Here is a 17,464-nt window from a genome sequence, read left to right as displayed (position 1 = left end):
CTGTGAAAATTCATGTCAAGATAAAAGAAGGGGACAGTTAGTATGAAACAAACTTCTATAAATCCGTTACTAATTGTTCTAGGTACAATCATTGTTCAAATTGGCCTTGGAACAATTTATACATGGAGTTTATTTAATCAACCCCTTGTAAGTAAGTTTGGATGGAATCTTAATTCAGTAGCGATAACTTTCTCCATAACAAGTTTTTCTTTATCATTCTCAACTTTATTTGCAGCAAAATTGCAGAAAAAATTAGGACTTCGGAAACTTATTGCTACTGCAGGAATTGTTTTAGGACTCGGCTTAATACTTAGTTCACAAGTTTCTTCCTTACCACTATTATATTTATTAGCTGGTGTCGTTGTTGGTTATGCGGATGGAACGGCTTATATTACATCACTATCTAATTTAATTAAATGGTTTCCAAATCGGAAAGGGCTTATTTCAGGTATATCTGTATCAGCATATGGAATGGGCAGCTTAATCTTTAGGTATATAAACGGAAATCTTATCGATAACCTTGGTGTATCACAAGCATTCTTATATTGGGGTATTATCGTGTTACTTTTAGTATTAATCGGATCGTTCTTCTTACGTGAGGCAATTGTAAGTAATGCTGTAACTGAAACATTACACAATGACTATACTCCGCGTGAAATGATGCGAACGAAACAAGTATATCTCCTATTTTTTATGTTATTCACCTCGTGTATGGGTGGTTTGTATTTAATAAGTATGGTAAAAGATATCGGCGTACAACTCGTTGGACTTAGCGCAGCAACCGCTGCAAACGCCGTTGCTATGATTGCAATCTTTAATACAGTAGGTAGAATCATTCTTGGGACGTTATCAGATAAAATCGGCCGCATGAAAATTGTCTCTGCAACGTTTATTATTATAGGTTTGTCAGTCTTTACTTTAAGTTTTATTCCGCTAAATTACGGAATCTATTTTGCTTGTGTAGCAAGTGTCGCCTTTTGCTTCGGCGGTAATATAACTATATTCCCAGCTATTGTCGGAGATTTCTTTGGATTAAAAAACCATAGTACAAATTATGGGATTGTCTACCAAGGTTTCGGATTTGGTGCGCTTGCAGGATCATTTATTGGAGCGATACTCGGGGGATTTCAACCAACTTTCATTATAATCGGTGTTTTAAGTGTTATTTCCTTTATTATTTCAATATTAATTCGTCCACCAAATGCAGAAAAGAAAAAGGAACTAAAACATTTACATCGGAAAGTAGCTTAATACTAAAAAGAGTCCTAATATAGGTCTCTTTTTTTGTGTAGAGAGAATAGAGTTATTTAATTTAAAATGAAATGATTTGAGAAGCAATAAAGTTGTTTATTTCTTAATGAACTAAGTAGCAGATACGTAGAATATTCATATTGTTTTATAAAGGAACTAACATGTTGTTAAAAAACATTTAGAAAATTACAGTTAACCAACTTTGTGATGGAACGTGCACTTCATTCATAGACCATTATTTTCTTATAAGTTTACAATGAAAGTAGTTGGCTTATATTGATTACAACCATAATTTCTTCTGTTGTGGCATTCGCTACAACAAATATTGATGACATTTTTATACTGCTTGTTTTATTTTCACAAGTAAGAACAGAAGTAATTAGGAAAGAAGGTAAAGCTGTCCGCGAAAAAGTTATGAGAAAAAAACTTTATATTGTTATTGGACAATATTTTGGGTTTAGTATGATTGTTTTTCTAAGTATCGTTGGGTCTTTAAGCTCTTTTTTCATTCCTGTTTCGTGGATTGGGTTATTAGGATTCGTGCCAATTTATATGGGGGTTAAAGGACTGTTGTCACTTCGTTCTTATAAAAGTAATGAAGTTATCGATAACGTTACTGGTTCATTATTTAAAGTAGCTTCAATTACATTAGCTAATGGAGCTGACAATATTTCGATTTATATACCAATGTTTGCTAGTCAAACTCTTGAAACAAATATCGTTACATTAGTTATCTTTTTTTTCATGATAGCGATATGGTGTTTTATTAGCTACAAATTGCTAAAAGCTCCTATACTAGCTAAAGTACTTGAGAAAAACTGTTATATTATTGTTCCAATTGTTCTAATTGGTTTAGGAATGTTCATTCTTTTTCGCAGTGATACAATTGGACTATTCTCCTAAGGTGTTGAAATAACGGAAGTTTTCATAAAAAAGAATTGAACAATTTTAATATTTTTTTGAGCAATTACATTCATTGAGATTAATTGGATTCTACACAACGTATATAAGTCTTATTACAGATGAAATGTAGTAGGGCTTTTTTATTTTAGTGAAATGAAACAATTGTATTAGTCATCTACGACTATTATTTAGACAGGACATTAGAATTATGAAGTTGAATAGCTATCGTAAAAGGAGTGTGACACTTAAAATGAAAATAGTACAGCAGTGGGTACAAGAAGATAGTGATTACATAAGAGAGAAAGTGATTGAATACAATCAAAAATATCTTGCAGATGAAGAAAAAACCCCTTCAGAGAAGGTTAGTTTCATAGTAAGAAATGAAAAAGAAGAAATCGTAGGTGGGGTAACAGCAATAATTTTTTGGCACCATGTACACGTTGACTTTCTATGGGTTTCTGAAGAATATAGGCATGAAGGCTACGGAAGCAAGTTAATAAAACTTATTGAAGAATTTGCAATTGAAAAAGGGTGTAGGTTAATTAATTTAGATACTTTTAGTTTCCAAGCTCCTGATTTTTATAAGAAACATGGATATAAAGTAATTGGAGTAAGTGAAGATCATCCGAAAGGACATAATCATTATTATTTAGAAAAACGGTTAAAAAGTATATAGAATTTGTTAACGTTAGTATTTGAAATACAAATGCAATAAGGGCGAGGTTAATATTAATTTCAGTATTAATTGAATCAATTTTTATACTAAAACTGCAAGAACGTACTTTGGATAATCTTCCTAAGGTACGTTCTTTTTTTATATCAGTAGCCTATTCTTATTAACTCCAACAATAGTGGTAAAGGCAAGACTTAACTAACTTATATATATTAAAAGGAGTTAATGGTAGAATGAATAGAAGACAGAAAATTCCTTTTATTTAAAATAGAGGAGGTACATATGAAAAAAGTTAATGTTACATACGCGATTTTGTACGATAAAACTAATGAAAAGATCTTAATGGTAAAAAACAAAGGGGAAAATGGTTCTTATTATACATTACCAGGTGGCGCAGTTAAACTAGGAGAAACATTAGAAGAAGCAGTAATTCGAGAAGTAAAAGAAGAAACAGGGTTACATATAAATGTAAACGGGATTTGTTCTATCAGCGAAGCCTTTTTTGAGGAAAGAGATCATCATGCAATTTTCTTTAATTTTCTAGGCGAAATAATCGGCGGAGAGACATATATATCAAGGCCAAAAGAAATCGAAGAGATTACTTGGATGGAATTACATATAGCAGCTCCATATTTACGCATACCAGAACATTTACTAGATTTATTACAAAAGAAAGAAACAGTACCTTATTTTTTTAACGGAACAATCGTTCATCAATCTTCATAAAAATATTATCTTATGTAAGGCGGGGAAAACATGGAGTTTATCGTTAATCACAAACAATTCACTCAATCACTTTCAGAAGTCAACAAAGCAATATCAACAAAATCTTTAATTCCTATATTATCTGGTATAAAAATAACTGCAGATCAATCTGGAATTACTTTAATTGCAAGTAACTCGAATATTTTTATTAAAAAATTCATTCCTGTTTCAATTGAAGACGAAAAAATTGCAACTATTTTAAAGGCAGGAACTATTGTTGTACCTGCAAAGTATTTCATTGAAATAATAAAGAAAATGCCAAGTGATATAGCAATAAAAAGTAAGAATGAGCAAATTATTAAGATACAATCAGAAGAAATCACATTAAGTTTAAATGGATTTCCTGCAGATGAGTTTCCGAATGTACCGCTTATAGATAATCATGCAGAAATCAAAGTAGAGACAGAGCAATTGATTGAAGTATTTAAACAAACAGTCTTTGCAGTAGCAAAAAATGAATCTAGACCTGTTCTTACTGGGGTGCATATAGAGTTATCTAATAATAAGTTCATTTGTGCTGCAACTGACTCACATAGACTAGCTATACGCGAAACATTGCTTTCCTCAGATGTAAAAGCAAATTGTATTGTACCAAGCTCAACCATTAGTGAACTTCTAAAATTAATAAACGGCAATTCGGAATTCGTATATATCTACCTTTCAGAGAGTCATATTATATTTACGCTCGGAACAACTACATTATATTCAAGACTAATTGAAGGGAAATATCCTAATATTTCTAACCTTATTCCAAATGACTTTAAAACGATTATTAACATAGATAGAAAAAAGATATTACAAGGTGTAGATCGATCAAGTTTATTAGCAAGTGAATGGGCCAATAACAATGTTAACTTAGAAATCATAAACGAATCTACAATTAAAATTTCTTCAAACGCTTCTCAAATTGGGCAAATATCCGAAACGCAACAGATAGATGCGATTCAAGGTGAAAAACAATTAAATATATCTTTCGATGGGCGTTTTATGGTTGATGCTTTAAGAGCAATAAAAGAAGAAACGATTACTTTAAGCTTTGGCGGTTCTATGAGACCGATATTGATTGAAGCAGGAGAGCAATCTGCAGCAGTACATCTTATATCACCAGTAAGAGCTTATTAGGGATAGAGGAAGTGATTACATTATGTACAAGCAGACTTTTGTTTTATGAAATCATAAATTAATACATTATAAGAATGATGTATTAGTATAGCAAACAGTTTACTAAATCCTACATAATATAATTCAATCATAGACAAAGCAGCAATGGTAATCTGAAATACAAAGCAAAATAATAATAACCTAAATATAAAAGCCATAGATTAATCGATATGGGGTGAGTACGATGAAGAAAATAATTGTTTTACTCATTGGTATAGTTTTAATTATTTTTGCTTTTTATCAATACAACAAAAAAGATTATGCAGCTAAAAGTACTAACTTGTATGTAGAAAACTTTAAAGGGGAAAATGATTCAATAAAAATACAATCTGCTATTAATAAAGCAGAGTCTAGTAAAATTAAAACTGTATTGCTTGATGATAAAAAGTATAAAATCACGTCACCAATCATTGTTAAAAAAGGTGTGAAATTATTATTTGGTTATGGATCCCAATTTGTAGTTGAGGGAAACTTTAGAGTTTTAGAACTAGAGAAAAACGCACCCATTGAAGGAGCGTATATAGCTATTGACGATCCTAAATTTAACTCTGAAGTTATTTATTTAGACGGTAAAAATAAATATTATAACACTTGGAACAAAACACAAATAAAAGATATAAATATTATCAATTGGACGGAAACGAATAAAGGTACCGGAATTTCTTTATACTCTGCTGGAAAAGAAAATGAAATTTCGTTTGTTAACTTCGAAAATATTAAAGTTGTAGGAATGGAAACTGGACTGAAATTAGTAGCGAAAAAACCGAGCACCGGACAAGCTTGGATAAATGCCAATCGTTTTATGAACTTTTCTTTAGAAGACTGTGTAAATATGATTTATATGGATAGTCAAGTAACTACGCCAAATGAAATTAGTGGGAATCAATTTACAAACCTTCAAATACAGCCTTCAAATAAAACAAAAAGCGTTATACAGGTAAGTGGTCAACATAATGAATTTCATGGGATGGTGTGGGATTTAAATAAAATAAAACATGAAAACGAACTCATTGAACTGACTGATAAGAGTATGAATACAGTGGTTGAAATGTCCAGTGTACCAGCAAATAGAGTATTAGATAGTGGGAGATCCAATATAGTAAAATAAGTTTAAATACAGAAAAAAGAGCGAATTCTTTATAAGAGGATTCGCTCTTTTTATGTTTTAAAATTAAATTTCCTTCCACCAAGCTGATAAAGGATAGTCTGTAGATTTTAACGTAATAGATTCGCCAATTTGTGGTGTTGTAATTTTCACTCCTAAACGGTTGGCTTCTTGTGTAACACGTTCTATCGGGTCACTCCATTCGTGTAATGCTAACGTAAAAGCACCCCAATGAATCGGAAGAAGTAATTCTCCTTTAACATCAATATGGGCTTGTACCGTTTCTTCAGGCAACATATGAATAGCAGACCACCTCGGATCATATTGTCCGCATTCCATTAATGTAAGATCGAATGGACCGTATTTATCACCAATTTCCTTAAAGTGAGGGGCATAACCGCTATCACCACTAAAGAAAATTTTAGTCTTTTGACCAAGAATAAGCCATGAACACCATAATGAACAATCTCTATCTGTCATACCACGTCCAGAGAAATGCCTTGCAGGCGCACATACTAACTTAATATTATCAAACGTAATTTCGTCCCACCAATTATGCTCACTAATTTTACTAGGTGAAACACCCCATTTAATAAGATATTGTGCAACTCCAGTTGGAACATAAAAGTGCTTTGCGCGATCTTTTAACTGCATAATACTTTTGTAATTCAAATGATCATAGTGATTATGAGAAATGATAATCGCATCAATTTCTTGAAGGTCATCACGTTCTAAAGAAAAAGCACCACTATAGCGTTTACTATTAAACAAAGGAAATGGGGAAGAGGCATCTCCAAACATAGGGTCTAATAATAGTTTTTTACCTTCTATTTTCAAAAGAGAAGCAGAATGGCCAAACCATGTAACACTCTCAAACGATTCATTATCTTTATTTGATAAAACGATAGGCAAATCCTTTATAGGACGCAGCTTTGATTTCATTTTAAAGTAATCCGTCATTAAACTTATAATATCTTTCGGTTTAAAACTCATATCAGTATGAATTTGATTTGTATATTTCTTATTCATCAGTTCTCCTTTTTACGATTAACAATTTACGTATGTGGTTATTGTAGCTATTTGTAGTTTAAACTATATCATTTTACCTTTCATCATAAATTCGTCAAATTCATTATTCGTATCTATAAAGTACAAATCGCAAAGTGGCAGCTAAAACAAATATTAAGTACATGTTGTAAATTGTTTTTATTTAGTAAATTCCTTCTTATACGCAACAAAGAACATACGTTTCGTTGTGTGTTATAGAAGAAAATATGTCTCTAATAAAAGAAAGGAAGGAGAGGATGTAAGTGCACATAGAGCGAAAAAAGAAATCAAAATGTAAACTATCAAAAGCTGAAATCATTCATATGTATGCAGAAGGGGAAAGTACTTCAGAAATCGCGATGCTTGCTAATGTTTCTGCAAGGTATATTCGTATGGTTCTAACAGACAACAACGTTCCAAGGCGCGCTATAGGGAGCTGGAAGAGAAAGTATGACATAAAAGAAGATTATTTTAAAACTTGGTTAAATAATATGGCTTATATTTTAGGATTTATAGCAGCAGATGGTGTTATACAGAAAGAAAATCAATACAACTATTTTCAAATTGGATTTATAAAGACAAAGATATTTATTTGCATAGAAAATATGAAGTGTTTCAGAAAGAAAGTCTGAGTTTAGATCAATTACAAGATTGAAAATTAAAACAAACTCAAACTGCCGTTAAACAAAGAAAACAAAATTTCCTTGAAGAATATATGAAAAATAAATGTAATGCTACAACTTGTTCAAATTTAGAAATAAGCGAATCGGCTTTCAAACGTTGGCTAAAAAATGATAATTAATTTAAAAGAGATTATGAAAAGATTAAGTTAATTAAAGATAACTTATTAATTGAAATTGAAGCAATTGCTGTAGCAAACTAATTTTAAGAACTTATTCGTAATCATATCAATGCAATTCATTTAATGCGTTCAGTTAAAACGAATTGCATTTTTTATTGTCTTAAATATAATTTATATCTGGAGACATTATCATCAACAACTCATAAAACAACAACAAATAAGCACACAATCGATTACACAGAATGAATCCGATGAAAAGGGAAGCGTAACAATCTAAACTAACATATAATAAGTTTATTACTTTTATCCAGTTAACATAATATATATTATAGGAAGTTATAGAAACAAATCGATTACAGGTATCAAAAACCAAGTAAACTATACTTAATGAGACAGAGCAGAGATTTTTAGTGAGATTCACATGAAATCTTATCTAAACAAATTTCTTCAGTTTTTATCGTTTTTATTTGTTATAAATTCATCACAGCAAATCTTAATCAATAATCGCTTGAGATTTAACGAATCCAAATCATTTTTGATCGGCAAGAAATTTTTATACAGAAAAATTATTTCTATACAAAATATAAATTAGTGATTTTATTTTATGTTTTACTTAATGAATTGATTGCTATTTGCACACGTTTTACAACTTTACATTATTTGTTGTTATTTCTGTTATTTAGGCTTGACTTTCATTACACTCATTGTTTTTTATTCTAGTTAACATAACGTTTATTTTTAATATAAAAAAATCTTCCCTTACCTTCAGGAAGATTTTTTGTTTGCTATTATTTTATTTATATCTTCTAGTAACAATCCCAATTGTAAATGACATTGGAAAAATCTAGATTTAACAGCTCTTCCTTACGTATAAAGAAATTAGCAACACCAGAATCTCCCCACATAATATTTAATGAATCGTCTGTATCGATTTGCAGCAATAATATGTCATGCTGTTGGTATTTTTCTTCCCATTCTCTCGGATCTGTCTGTGTGAAAAATGGATATCCGCCAATTTTATGTCCTTGATCTTTACATAAATCATCATACAGTTCGCCTAATTCTATATTATTTTCTTCATCAACAATTTCTTCCCAATCAATGTTATCACTAAAAATCATTTCAAATCGATAATCTCTTGGTGTTACTGGTTGATATGCCAACTCAAACTTTAGTTTTGCTGCTTCGGGTATGATAAAATTCTCTAAATCTAAAGTGTTTAAATAACTAAAATCAGTAATCACCTTAGTTAAATCCGCTGTGATTGTAGAATGATAAACAATTCGAAAGTCTTTTTGGCTTGTGGGATGATCAAAATCTGCTCCAAAAAGATCTTCTTCAGCACTTATGAAAAACTGTAACATTCCATGTTGAGGCATATGTTCAATGTTTGGTATTTCTTCAAGGTTTAACTGCGCAAGTAGCATCATAGGTTGTCCGTTTGAGTCTTTAGGATGCTCTTGATCTATAGGTAAATACGGATAACCACCAAACTTACTTTCAAAAAGGGTTGTCTCTGCTAATGTTCCAGACACTTTAACATACGGTTTCACACTTTCTTCTAAAATACTACGATACTGTTCTAGTTCTTTCGGAATTTGAAGTTGATACGTATTCTTCACTACATTTGCCTCCCTTTAGTAATGAATTGAAAATGCCTAACTTAATTATATAGCAAGCGATAGCTTAATTGAAAATCGTTAAAAATCCATTTTCACCCTCATTTTTTGCGCGCTTGGTGGACAAAGTAAATTATGCTCTAAAACCTTTTTATTGATAGTTCGAATTAATTCCGCTGCTTCTGCCGTATTTGTATTTTCTTTTAGCTTTTCTTTTAAATCATCAATTTCCTTTGAAAGCTCAATCCACCTAGGTAATACATGATTATTTTTCAAAGTTCTATACAGTTGCTTTTCAGGATTGTACGAAAGATCTTTATCTAGATTTAGAGGTTTCTCCTTACCAGGTAAATTATCAAAAGACCCTTTCTTTTTTGCTTCTTTTACGATAGAACTAATATGGTCCTCATACGTAAATGTCCAAACTTTCTCATCTTTTACTAAAATCTCTTGCTTTTTTAGTTTTTTATCTAGTTCTTCTTGATTCATAGAATCTCTCCTCTTTACATTTTATAGTAGCGTTTTTGTACGTTTCAATGCTTTCAATCCATCAAATAACTTTTCTCGCCACCAAATACCGTCATATCCGCCTTGAAACTCTTCATAAGTAATCTGGATACTCTTTTTCTTTTAAAGCTTTATACAGGCGTCTATTAGCCGTTAAAAGAGGTTTGTTTTCGAGTTCTCCTGCTGCAATATAAAAATGAGGTTGAGTCGCATTTAAATCTATAGATGAAATTTGATTTTCATAACCATCCTTTTTCCAATGCACGGATCCAGACATTGACAACACGTTTCCGAAAACATGTGGATTTTAAAGCGCTGCATAAAAAGCTGCTAGGCCACCAAGACTGAAACCAGCAATTGTTGTATGATTCCTTTCTTGATAAACGTGATACTTAGATTGAATCCACGGAAGTAATTCCTTTGTTAAAAATGTATTCATTTTATCGTTATAAGTTAGCTCTTCTAATCGATCAACAGGATCTATAGCAACAGCAATGCAAGATGGGATTTCTTTTTCGTAAATTAAATAATTAAGTGTTTTTTCAATTGAAAGGCTCTGAATGAATGAATTCCCATCAAATACAATGAGAAGTTCTTGAAGATGTGAAGTGTGAGAATAATCATGAGGCGTATAAATATGAATTTTGCGTGTGTTATTTAAAATCGAACTATAAAAAGAATATGTTTCAATCTTTCCGGATGGATAATCCTTTGAAGGAAAACGACTGCTATATTGCACCTCCATTCCTATGTTTAACACAGACGCTTTATTGGTACCTTCTCCAAATGTATTTCGATTAAATTGGTCTATTTCGTACTGTTCACTACGCTTTATCCAATCATTTTCGAAAACATCGTTTACTGAAAAATAGTACGTTGAAATAAAACTCTTATCCGTCCTAAACGTTACATACCAAATATCTGTCTGTAACAATCGTTGTAATTGATTTACAGACAAATCCCAACCAGGAAAACTACCGAATACATAAACGTTTTCAGTGTTTTGATCCCCTAACCATATATACGTTATAAGCTTATACTGATTATCTGCAGGGCATTGTTCTATTAGTGGCGTGTGATTTGACTTTATTTCATGCAAAAAAGTATAAAGAGCTTTTTCGTTTCCATTCTTTAATTGATTTTTAAGCTTCTCTAACTTAGGACTGATTATTGTAGTCACCTCTCTTCCTCCTTTGTAGTATTCTATATGTAGTTTTTTTCATTAGAACCCCTATATAAAAGTAGTCGTAAGTTATTTGTTTAGCGAAGTTATTTATTAGAAAAATAATCAATTGCCTGAATAGAAAGTTCCAACGATTTTATTCTTCTTTCTAAAAGCGTTCTTTGAGGACTACCAAGCTTTGACTTAACGTAAATCTTTTCAATTGATGGAAGCAAACCAATCAGAACATTACGAGCTTCTGCTAAATCTTCCTGAGTATAATTATGAGTTTCTTGCTTCCAAACACTTTCTAACATAGCTAAGCCGATACTAGCTGCTTTGAGTCTTTTTTTCACTAAAGTAGTATTTGATCCTTTTTGAGTCATCTGTGATAAGGCATTTTCAAGTTTACTAATTGTTGACTGTAAAGATTTTATTGATTCTACTTTATCTATATTTGATACGTTTTTCATGTTAATGTTATCCCTTCTACGTTGCTAACTTGTTTTGTTTAATGTTCAATGAAATCCTTAAAAGCTTGATTTCACTCGAAATATTTTAACATAAATAACTAACTGTATTCGAGTTGGACAATAACTTAAAGCAAAACAGCTATTCCTCTCTCCTCCCCTGCATCATTCTATTATGTGTACTTCTTTCTTCTCGTTAGAATTCCTATATAAACTAGTTGTTAATATTGAATGTTTTATGAACAAAAAAACGTACAAGTAATGTAACCTGTACGTTTTCGCTTTTATTCAGTAAGGTAATAAAGTAATAGCTTCCTGGTCTTCTCATAACTTATGAAATCTCTATACAAAATGGGATAATTCACAATTTCTGTTTCTAGAAAACGATATTGCGGAAACCAATCAAAAAACGATTTTCTTAACCACTTTATTTGTTGAAACGTAATGTTCTGTTCGTTTCCATTTAGTATAGAATTTAAAGTAGCTGCTGTATGCATCCAATAATGATTAAAATCAGCGTTTATACAATCATCTTCGGTAAATTTACTTTTTAGGTCTCGTTGCAATTTTGCTGTAACACGATAAGAAAACGGTTTATTCAGTGGACTATGCATTTTCTGCAATTCTTTAAAAATAATTCGTTTTCCTAACTTCAACTTTCTCCTCCTTTATTTCTCTATCCAATTTAATAAGTTTTCATAATGGTATTTAGCATCTGTATAGCCAAGATTATATAAATTAATGAGTTTTTCTTTATTTCTTTCTATTCCGCTTATTGGAAGTTGTACGCTAGGCTGAATGATATAAAAGTTATCTTTTTGTCCTATTTGATTCATATAAGATATTGTCTCATTATAAAAACGATAATGGTCTACTAAATTCTCTGCGATTTTTGGATATTTTCTATATAGAATTTTAACTAGTCCAGAAAATTTATTTCGCTGCTTCTCATATCCTTCTGGCTTTGTCATAATTACAACGTTCTTTTCATAACCATCAGTTTGAGCTTTTAAAACCGGTATAGGATCTATAATTCCTCCATCTAGCAATTTTCGATTATCATACTCTACAGCAGGCGCTATAAACGGCACTGAGCTGGATGCACGGATGATTTTTAAAATTTCATTTCCATGTTCTTTTTTATTATAATAAACAGCTTGTCCTGATTCGCAATCAGTCGTCCCTATAACAAATTGTTCATTACAGTTTAAGAAAGTTTGAAAATCAAATGGAACAATTTTATTAGGTACTTCATCAAATAAAAAGTCCATCCCAAATAATTCACGTTTTCGAATTAAGTTTCGGTAAGATATATACCTGTAATCTGATACTAGCTCTGTATTTACTTTCTTATTTCTCCCTTTTTGACGCGCCAAATAGGTTGCTCCCATACAGGCGCCAGCTGATACGCCGACTACATACGGAAAGAATAAGTTCTTTTCCATGAAATATTCGAGTACACCTGCAGTATATAAACCTTTCATTCCTCCGCCCTCTAATACTAAACCGGTATTCTTCATGCTATATCCCTCTGCTTCTTTTTTCTTAATTCCATATTAGCATAAGATTTTAAGATGAGGTTATATAAACTAATTACAACAATAACCAGAAACTACTAAAGTAAAGTCATAATATCTTTGAGAGTAACATGTTACAATATAAGTAATTCATTCCACATATATTAAAGGAGGAATTTAATATGGGGTTATTTAGCGGTATTTTAGGAAATGCATCAAATACGAGTTCTGAAAGTGTAGAACGTGATTTAGAGAAGATTATGCTAGACGATGAAAAAGTAGAGCATGCTTATAAATTAATTCGTGATCTAATCGTATTTACAAATCGTCGTCTTATTTTAGTAGATAAACAAGGAGTAACTGGCAAAAAAACAGAATACCATTCTATTCCTTATAAAAGTATTACACAATATAGCATCGAAACGGCTGGGCATTTTGATTTAGATGCAGAACTTAAAATTTGGGTGTCTAGTATGGAGGATCCAATTACGAAAGAATTTAAAGGTGACGATAGTATTTTAAGCATTCAAAAAGCGTTAGTAACCTTTACGACAAAGTAGTGGTTTTTGTATTTTTATTCATTTTAAAAATTACTAACCCGAGTATTTTGGAAGAATATACATTATTTTTGTATATTTAATCTTAAATAATGTAGAAAGGTAAAGCGTATTTTGTATGCTTTACCTTTCTTTTTTGTAATAAACAAGTGTAGTTTTATCATTTAATTTCTTTTTAGCTTCTGTTCTTTTATACTCCATCTTTTCATACAAAAAACAATTTTTCTCTTCTTCTAAAATAGTAGCAAGTTCCCAGCTCGTTGCTTCAGGAAACATTTCCTCAATTAATGTAAGTACCTTTTGGGCAATTCCTTTTCCTTGATAACTCGGGTGAATAAACATTGGACTGATCCAAAATTTAGAGGGTGTTTCTTTTTGTGAAATGCATATCGCTCCAACAAGATTCATAGCCACTATTATTTTATAGAAGCCACCGTCTACATGATTTATTCTACAAATAGTTTTTTCGATAGTTTCATTTGCTGGATTTGTTTCATAGTCTTTATATTTATGTAATAAAGAGCTAAATGAGTCTATTTGCATTTGAAATATAACTTCTGCATCAGTTTCTGTCGCCTTCTCTAATATAATCTCCATGTTACCAATTTAGACGCTTTCTTAAAGAAGTAATATGAGCGGTATGGTGACGACCATGCCATGCGTATAGTCCTATTGCAACAGCAAGTTTTGTTTCACCAGTTTCAGGATGGTTAAATGTCTTTTCTAAATCTTCAATTTTTAGAGAATATAACAGGTTAACCCATCTTTTATGTAATGAATCTAGCATTACTAGTGAAACATCTACCGGTAATTTTGAATCGGGTAACTCTGCCCACTTCTCTTCTTTATACGGCTTAATAGTTGGATTCTTTTCTGTCAGTGCTAATTTAAAGCGTATGTAGCTATTCATATGGCTATCAACGACGTGATGAACTACTTGACGTACAGTCCAACCTCCAACGCGATATGGTGTATCTAACTGCTTCTGATCTAAATCTTTAATTGCCTTTGTTAGTTCATTAGGTAAATCTTCAATTTCTTGAATCCATGTATCAATCATTTCTGCAGTTATAGGACGTTTGTATGTAAATTGGCCAATTGGATAACGTAAATCATTCATGAATAAGTCCTCCTTATTATAAGCGCGAAGTATTTCTCCAAATATAGTGTACAAACTTCACATGTTCTCCATGTAATTCTACAGATGTTACATCTGATTCGTTTTGATAAGAAGAAAATCCGCTTTTTTCTAGTACAATTTGTGATGCGAGATTATTAGTCGTTGTTTTAGCATGAACTTCAGTAATTTCATTATTTTTCGCTACATCTAAAATTAATTTTACGGCTGCTGTTGCAACTCCTTTTTTAGTAAATTTTTCTCCGACCCGATACCCTAGCGAACTAATTCGAGTTTCTGTATCTATATCTACTAAATTGATTCGTCCTACAATTTCTTTTTCTTCATTACGAATTAAATAAAAATAAGAATTTCCATCCACCTGTTCTATTAATAAATCGTCTGGTAGTTTTTGGAAATATTCAAATTCAAAATATTTTGAGCCACGATTTGGTACCATTGTTTCAAAAAAAGATTTATTCGTAAGTTCAAACGTATATAAATCCTTAGCATCTTGTTTCTTTAGTTGCTCTATGTATATTTCCATCCCGTATTCTCCTTCTTGATTTACTAAATGTTATACATTCTTTTTTAATCAATTATATTCCTGCTATTTCTTTCGATTAAGTAATACAGCTAGTAGCACTTTCGGATGAAAAAGATGAAATGGACTACGAATTAAATTCATCACTCGTACTAACCGAATATAAACATCAGAATTACTTGCAGATAGTCGATATATTTGTTTCGTATACCATAGCTGAAATTTTTGTTTTGTAGTTAATTCTCTCTTTAGTTGCGGGTGACGTGAAATTTCTGTTGTTGTCATATCCCAAGCGGTTTCTATTATAGTAGCTGCCTTTTTATAAAATTGTTGTGTAAATGTTTTATCAAGTTGTTTTCTATCTTGCAAAAGTAATTGCAATTGGTGAGCCTCCATAGCAGCAACTGAAATACCTTGGCCGAAAACGGGATCAAAACGACATTGCGCATCTCCAACAACTAATAATCCTTCTGGTACATTATTCACTAAATCAAATCGCCGGCGTACTTGATAAGGAATTTTGTATGTCTTTATATCAGTAATTCCCTCAGCCTTATTTAGGAAATCTGTAACATTAGAAATTGATAGGTTTTCAGCAAAATCATAAAACTCATCATCTGTTTGTGGTGCTTTCTCATTTGCGTATCCACTAAAAGTAACAAAATAACGATTATCTTCTATCGTTTGAATAAGAACACCATAAGGGTTATCAGGGAAACTCGGAGACATTAGCATGTTACAACAGTCTAACTCCTCATTTTCTTTAAGTTTGAACATTTTCGTTGCGTAAAATAAATCAATACGAACTTTCTCTTCTTTTACTTCAATTTCGTATTCTCGTAGCCACTCTATACTTTTCGAGCCAAATCCACTCGCATCAACTACAAGATCCGCATGAACTTCTTCTTGTGTGTCTGTCTCTAAATATTTAACTTTTACTCCACACACTTTGTTAAGCTTTGCATCTACCAATAACCCTTTAACCAATGTTCCATATTTAATAGTAATATTTGAAATTTGATGTATTCGTTTTTGAATATGCCATTCTAGCAAAGGACGACTTTGTTGAATCATATGTATTTCCCCTATGAACGGTTGTTTCCATAGACCGAATTGATTCCATTTCAAATCACGCGTAAAGTTGTTTATAATACTACCCGCTTCTATTAATTCATTCGTAATATTAGGAAACAATTCCTCAATTGCGATTTCTCCACCTTTTAATAACACATGAGGATGATTACTTTGTGGAACTCTTTTTATCGAAGACTTTCCATCCCATCTTTCACCAGCTTCTATAATGATTACTTCTTTAAAAGAAGTTGATAATGCTTTTGCTGCAAACTTTCCTGCCATGCTTCCACCAATAACGATAGCCTTATTAAACATATTTTCCCCCTTAATAAAAAGAGATCCTGCCTTGTATGAATGAAACAGGTTCTTAAACTAATTAACTTCTTTATCATTATACTTAAAATACATCAGTAAATTGCAACATTAAAATTAAAATACCTAATCCCCATACGTAATACGCGAATACTTTTAAGGAGTGACGTTTTAAATATTGAATCATCCATGAAACAGCTATATATCCAAAAAACGCTGCTGATAACGTTCCGACAATTAAAGATGTACTAGAAATAGATTCTGCTTTCCCTTGAAAAACGTCTACAAATTGCAAAATGATAGCTCCGACAATCGCTGGCGTTGATAATAAGAAAGAAAAGTAAGCAGCAGTTTCGCGGTCCAACTTCCTCCATAATGCAGCGACGATTGTCATTCCAGAACGAGAAATTGCCGGAAAAATAGCAGCCGCTTGAAATGAACCGATAATAAATGCATCTTTATATGTAATGTCGTCCATTTTTTTACGACCATTCTTTTGTTTATCCGCCAAGTAGAGAAAGAATCCTGTCACTAAAAACTCCCAACCAATTGTAATACCTGTTTTTGAAATATCCTCAAAAAAATCTTTAAACAACAATCCGATTACAACTGCGGGTATCGTTCCGACAATAAGTAGCAGCATTAATTTTGAAAATGGATTTTTAATTAAATATATAAATTCTTTTTTGTAATAAATAAACACCGCAAGTAAAGTCCCAATATGCAGCATCGTATCTAAAAATAAGCCAGCCTCATCTAATCGGAACAAATGCCTTCCTAAATAAAGATGTCCGGTACTACTGATTGGTAAAAATTCTGTTAAACCTTGAATTATACCTAGTATGAAAGCTTCTAACCAATTCATGATGGTCTCCTTT

General features: G+C 31.6%; 18 protein-coding genes and 2 pseudogenes. 8 read left to right on the top strand and 12 right to left on the bottom strand.

Annotated elements, in window-relative coordinates; translation table 11 throughout:
* Positions 1-42: 42 nt before the first annotated feature.
* From CGQ22_RS13015 to CGQ22_RS12990, 6 genes are all read left to right on the top strand, one after another.
* Positions 43-1,251 carry an L-lactate MFS transporter gene (locus CGQ22_RS13015; RefSeq protein WP_000815134.1) on the top strand — a complete coding sequence of 403 codons (1,209 nt, stop codon included), beginning with the start codon at positions 43-45 and terminating at the stop codon, positions 1,249-1,251.
* Between the two features lie 276 nt (positions 1,252-1,527).
* Positions 1,528-2,154, top strand: a complete 627-nt coding sequence (locus CGQ22_RS13010) for a cadmium resistance transporter (protein ID WP_089148783.1) — start codon at positions 1,528-1,530, stop codon at positions 2,152-2,154.
* 250 nt (positions 2,155-2,404) lie between these two features.
* Positions 2,405-2,830, top strand: coding sequence for a GNAT family N-acetyltransferase (locus CGQ22_RS13005; protein WP_000706900.1), 426 nt, complete (start codon positions 2,405-2,407; stop codon positions 2,828-2,830).
* A gap of 279 nt (positions 2,831-3,109) precedes the next feature.
* Entirely contained in the window at positions 3,110-3,553 is a 444-nt protein-coding gene (locus CGQ22_RS13000) for an NUDIX hydrolase (RefSeq protein WP_000757606.1), read from the top strand.
* 30 nt (positions 3,554-3,583) lie between these two features.
* Entirely contained in the window at positions 3,584-4,714 is a 1,131-nt protein-coding gene (gene dnaN / locus CGQ22_RS12995) for a DNA polymerase III subunit beta (protein ID WP_000394491.1), read from the top strand.
* A 223-nt stretch (positions 4,715-4,937) separates the two neighbouring features.
* The gene (locus CGQ22_RS12990; protein WP_089148782.1) at positions 4,938-5,861 is read left to right on the top strand and encodes a hypothetical protein; all 924 of its coding nucleotides are present in this window, start codon (positions 4,938-4,940) and stop codon (positions 5,859-5,861) included.
* 63 nt (positions 5,862-5,924) lie between these two features.
* Here CGQ22_RS12990 and CGQ22_RS12985 read toward each other — a convergent pair whose 3' ends face one another.
* The gene (locus CGQ22_RS12985) at positions 5,925-6,887 is read right to left on the bottom strand and encodes an MBL fold metallo-hydrolase (RefSeq protein ID WP_001037077.1); all 963 of its coding nucleotides are present in this window, start codon (positions 6,885-6,887) and stop codon (positions 5,925-5,927) included.
* Positions 6,888-7,168: 281 nt separating this feature from the next.
* On the opposite strand from CGQ22_RS12985, the pseudogene CGQ22_RS12980 reads away from it, so the two are divergent.
* Positions 7,169-7,707 (top strand): annotated as a pseudogene (locus tag CGQ22_RS12980) (hypothetical protein).
* Positions 7,708-8,513: 806 nt separating this feature from the next.
* Here CGQ22_RS12980 and CGQ22_RS12975 read toward each other — a convergent pair.
* From CGQ22_RS12975 to CGQ22_RS12945, 6 genes and pseudogenes are all read right to left on the bottom strand, one after another.
* Positions 8,514-9,329: a YwqG family protein gene (locus CGQ22_RS12975; RefSeq protein ID WP_000799802.1), complete on the bottom strand. Its 816-nt coding sequence runs from the start codon at positions 9,327-9,329 to the stop codon at positions 8,514-8,516.
* 78 nt (positions 9,330-9,407) lie between these two features.
* Entirely contained in the window at positions 9,408-9,815 is a 408-nt protein-coding gene (locus CGQ22_RS12970; RefSeq protein WP_001070929.1) for a DnaJ family domain-containing protein, read from the bottom strand.
* A gap of 21 nt (positions 9,816-9,836) precedes the next feature.
* A pseudogene (locus CGQ22_RS12965) lies at positions 9,837-11,013 on the bottom strand (alpha/beta hydrolase-fold protein).
* An 89-nt stretch (positions 11,014-11,102) separates the two neighbouring features.
* Entirely contained in the window at positions 11,103-11,468 is a 366-nt protein-coding gene (locus tag CGQ22_RS12960) for a hypothetical protein (RefSeq protein WP_000800306.1), read from the bottom strand.
* A 281-nt stretch (positions 11,469-11,749) separates the two neighbouring features.
* Positions 11,750-12,121, bottom strand: a complete 372-nt coding sequence (locus tag CGQ22_RS12950) for a YxiJ-like family protein (protein ID WP_089148781.1) — start codon at positions 12,119-12,121, stop codon at positions 11,750-11,752.
* 12 nt (positions 12,122-12,133) lie between these two features.
* Entirely contained in the window at positions 12,134-12,985 is an 852-nt protein-coding gene (locus tag CGQ22_RS12945; protein ID WP_000799070.1) for a patatin-like phospholipase family protein, read from the bottom strand.
* A 179-nt stretch (positions 12,986-13,164) separates the two neighbouring features.
* Here CGQ22_RS12945 and CGQ22_RS12940 point away from each other — a divergent pair, with 179 nt between their 5' ends.
* On the top strand, positions 13,165-13,542 hold the full coding sequence (locus CGQ22_RS12940; RefSeq protein ID WP_000522472.1) for a PH domain-containing protein: 378 nt from the start codon (positions 13,165-13,167) through the stop codon (positions 13,540-13,542).
* Between the two features lie 120 nt (positions 13,543-13,662).
* On the opposite strand, the gene CGQ22_RS12935 is transcribed toward CGQ22_RS12940, so the two are convergent.
* The 5 genes from CGQ22_RS12935 to CGQ22_RS12915 all read right to left on the bottom strand — a co-directional run bounded on the left by CGQ22_RS12935 (position 13,663) and on the right by CGQ22_RS12915 (position 17,451).
* Complete coding sequence (locus CGQ22_RS12935) at positions 13,663-14,136, bottom strand: GNAT family N-acetyltransferase (protein ID WP_000402629.1); 474 nt, start codon at positions 14,134-14,136, stop codon at positions 13,663-13,665.
* 1 nt (position 14,137) lies between these two features.
* Complete coding sequence (locus CGQ22_RS12930) at positions 14,138-14,659, bottom strand: YfiT family bacillithiol transferase (RefSeq protein WP_000999057.1); 522 nt, start codon at positions 14,657-14,659, stop codon at positions 14,138-14,140.
* A 16-nt stretch (positions 14,660-14,675) separates the two neighbouring features.
* A complete protein-coding gene (locus tag CGQ22_RS12925; RefSeq protein WP_089148780.1) occupies positions 14,676-15,203 on the bottom strand; it encodes a GNAT family N-acetyltransferase in 528 nt (175 codons plus the stop codon).
* A gap of 63 nt (positions 15,204-15,266) precedes the next feature.
* Positions 15,267-16,589 (bottom strand): FAD-dependent oxidoreductase, encoded by a 1,323-nt coding sequence (locus CGQ22_RS12920; protein WP_000482046.1) that lies wholly within the window; start codon positions 16,587-16,589, stop codon positions 15,267-15,269.
* 82 nt (positions 16,590-16,671) lie between these two features.
* Complete coding sequence (locus CGQ22_RS12915) at positions 16,672-17,451, bottom strand: undecaprenyl-diphosphate phosphatase (RefSeq protein WP_001104297.1); 780 nt, start codon at positions 17,449-17,451, stop codon at positions 16,672-16,674.
* Positions 17,452-17,464: the final 13 nt, after the last annotated feature.

It is taken from the genome of Bacillus sp. M13(2017), assembly GCF_002218325.1.
Classification (GTDB): Bacteria; Bacillota; Bacilli; order Bacillales; family Bacillaceae_G; genus Bacillus_A; species Bacillus_A thuringiensis_K.
This window is presented reverse-complemented; position numbering and strand designations above follow the sequence as displayed.

Coding starts and splice junctions, on each gene's coding strand:
- CGQ22_RS13015 (WP_000815134.1), top strand. CDS start 43: ATGAAACAAACTTCTATAAATCCGTTACTAATTGTTCTAGGTACAATC.
- CGQ22_RS13005 (WP_000706900.1), top strand. CDS start 2,405: ATGAAAATAGTACAGCAGTGGGTACAAGAAGATAGTGATTACATAAGA.
- CGQ22_RS13000 (WP_000757606.1), top strand. CDS start 3,110: ATGAAAAAAGTTAATGTTACATACGCGATTTTGTACGATAAAACTAAT.
- dnaN (WP_000394491.1), top strand. CDS start 3,584: ATGGAGTTTATCGTTAATCACAAACAATTCACTCAATCACTTTCAGAA.
- CGQ22_RS12990 (WP_089148782.1), top strand. CDS start 4,938: ATGAAGAAAATAATTGTTTTACTCATTGGTATAGTTTTAATTATTTTT.
- CGQ22_RS12985 (WP_001037077.1), bottom strand. CDS start 6,887: ATGAATAAGAAATATACAAATCAAATTCATACTGATATGAGTTTTAAA.
- CGQ22_RS12970 (WP_001070929.1), bottom strand. CDS start 9,815: ATGAATCAAGAAGAACTAGATAAAAAACTAAAAAAGCAAGAGATTTTA.
- CGQ22_RS12960 (WP_000800306.1), bottom strand. CDS start 11,468: ATGAAAAACGTATCAAATATAGATAAAGTAGAATCAATAAAATCTTTA.
- CGQ22_RS12945 (WP_000799070.1), bottom strand. CDS start 12,985: ATGAAGAATACCGGTTTAGTATTAGAGGGCGGAGGAATGAAAGGTTTA.
- CGQ22_RS12940 (WP_000522472.1), top strand. CDS start 13,165: ATGGGGTTATTTAGCGGTATTTTAGGAAATGCATCAAATACGAGTTCT.
- CGQ22_RS12935 (WP_000402629.1), bottom strand. CDS start 14,136: ATGGAGATTATATTAGAGAAGGCGACAGAAACTGATGCAGAAGTTATA.
- CGQ22_RS12930 (WP_000999057.1), bottom strand. CDS start 14,659: ATGAATGATTTACGTTATCCAATTGGCCAATTTACATACAAACGTCCT.
- CGQ22_RS12925 (WP_089148780.1), bottom strand. CDS start 15,203: ATGGAAATATACATAGAGCAACTAAAGAAACAAGATGCTAAGGATTTA.
- CGQ22_RS12920 (WP_000482046.1), bottom strand. CDS start 16,589: ATGTTTAATAAGGCTATCGTTATTGGTGGAAGCATGGCAGGAAAGTTT.
- CGQ22_RS12915 (WP_001104297.1), bottom strand. CDS start 17,451: ATGAATTGGTTAGAAGCTTTCATACTAGGTATAATTCAAGGTTTAACA.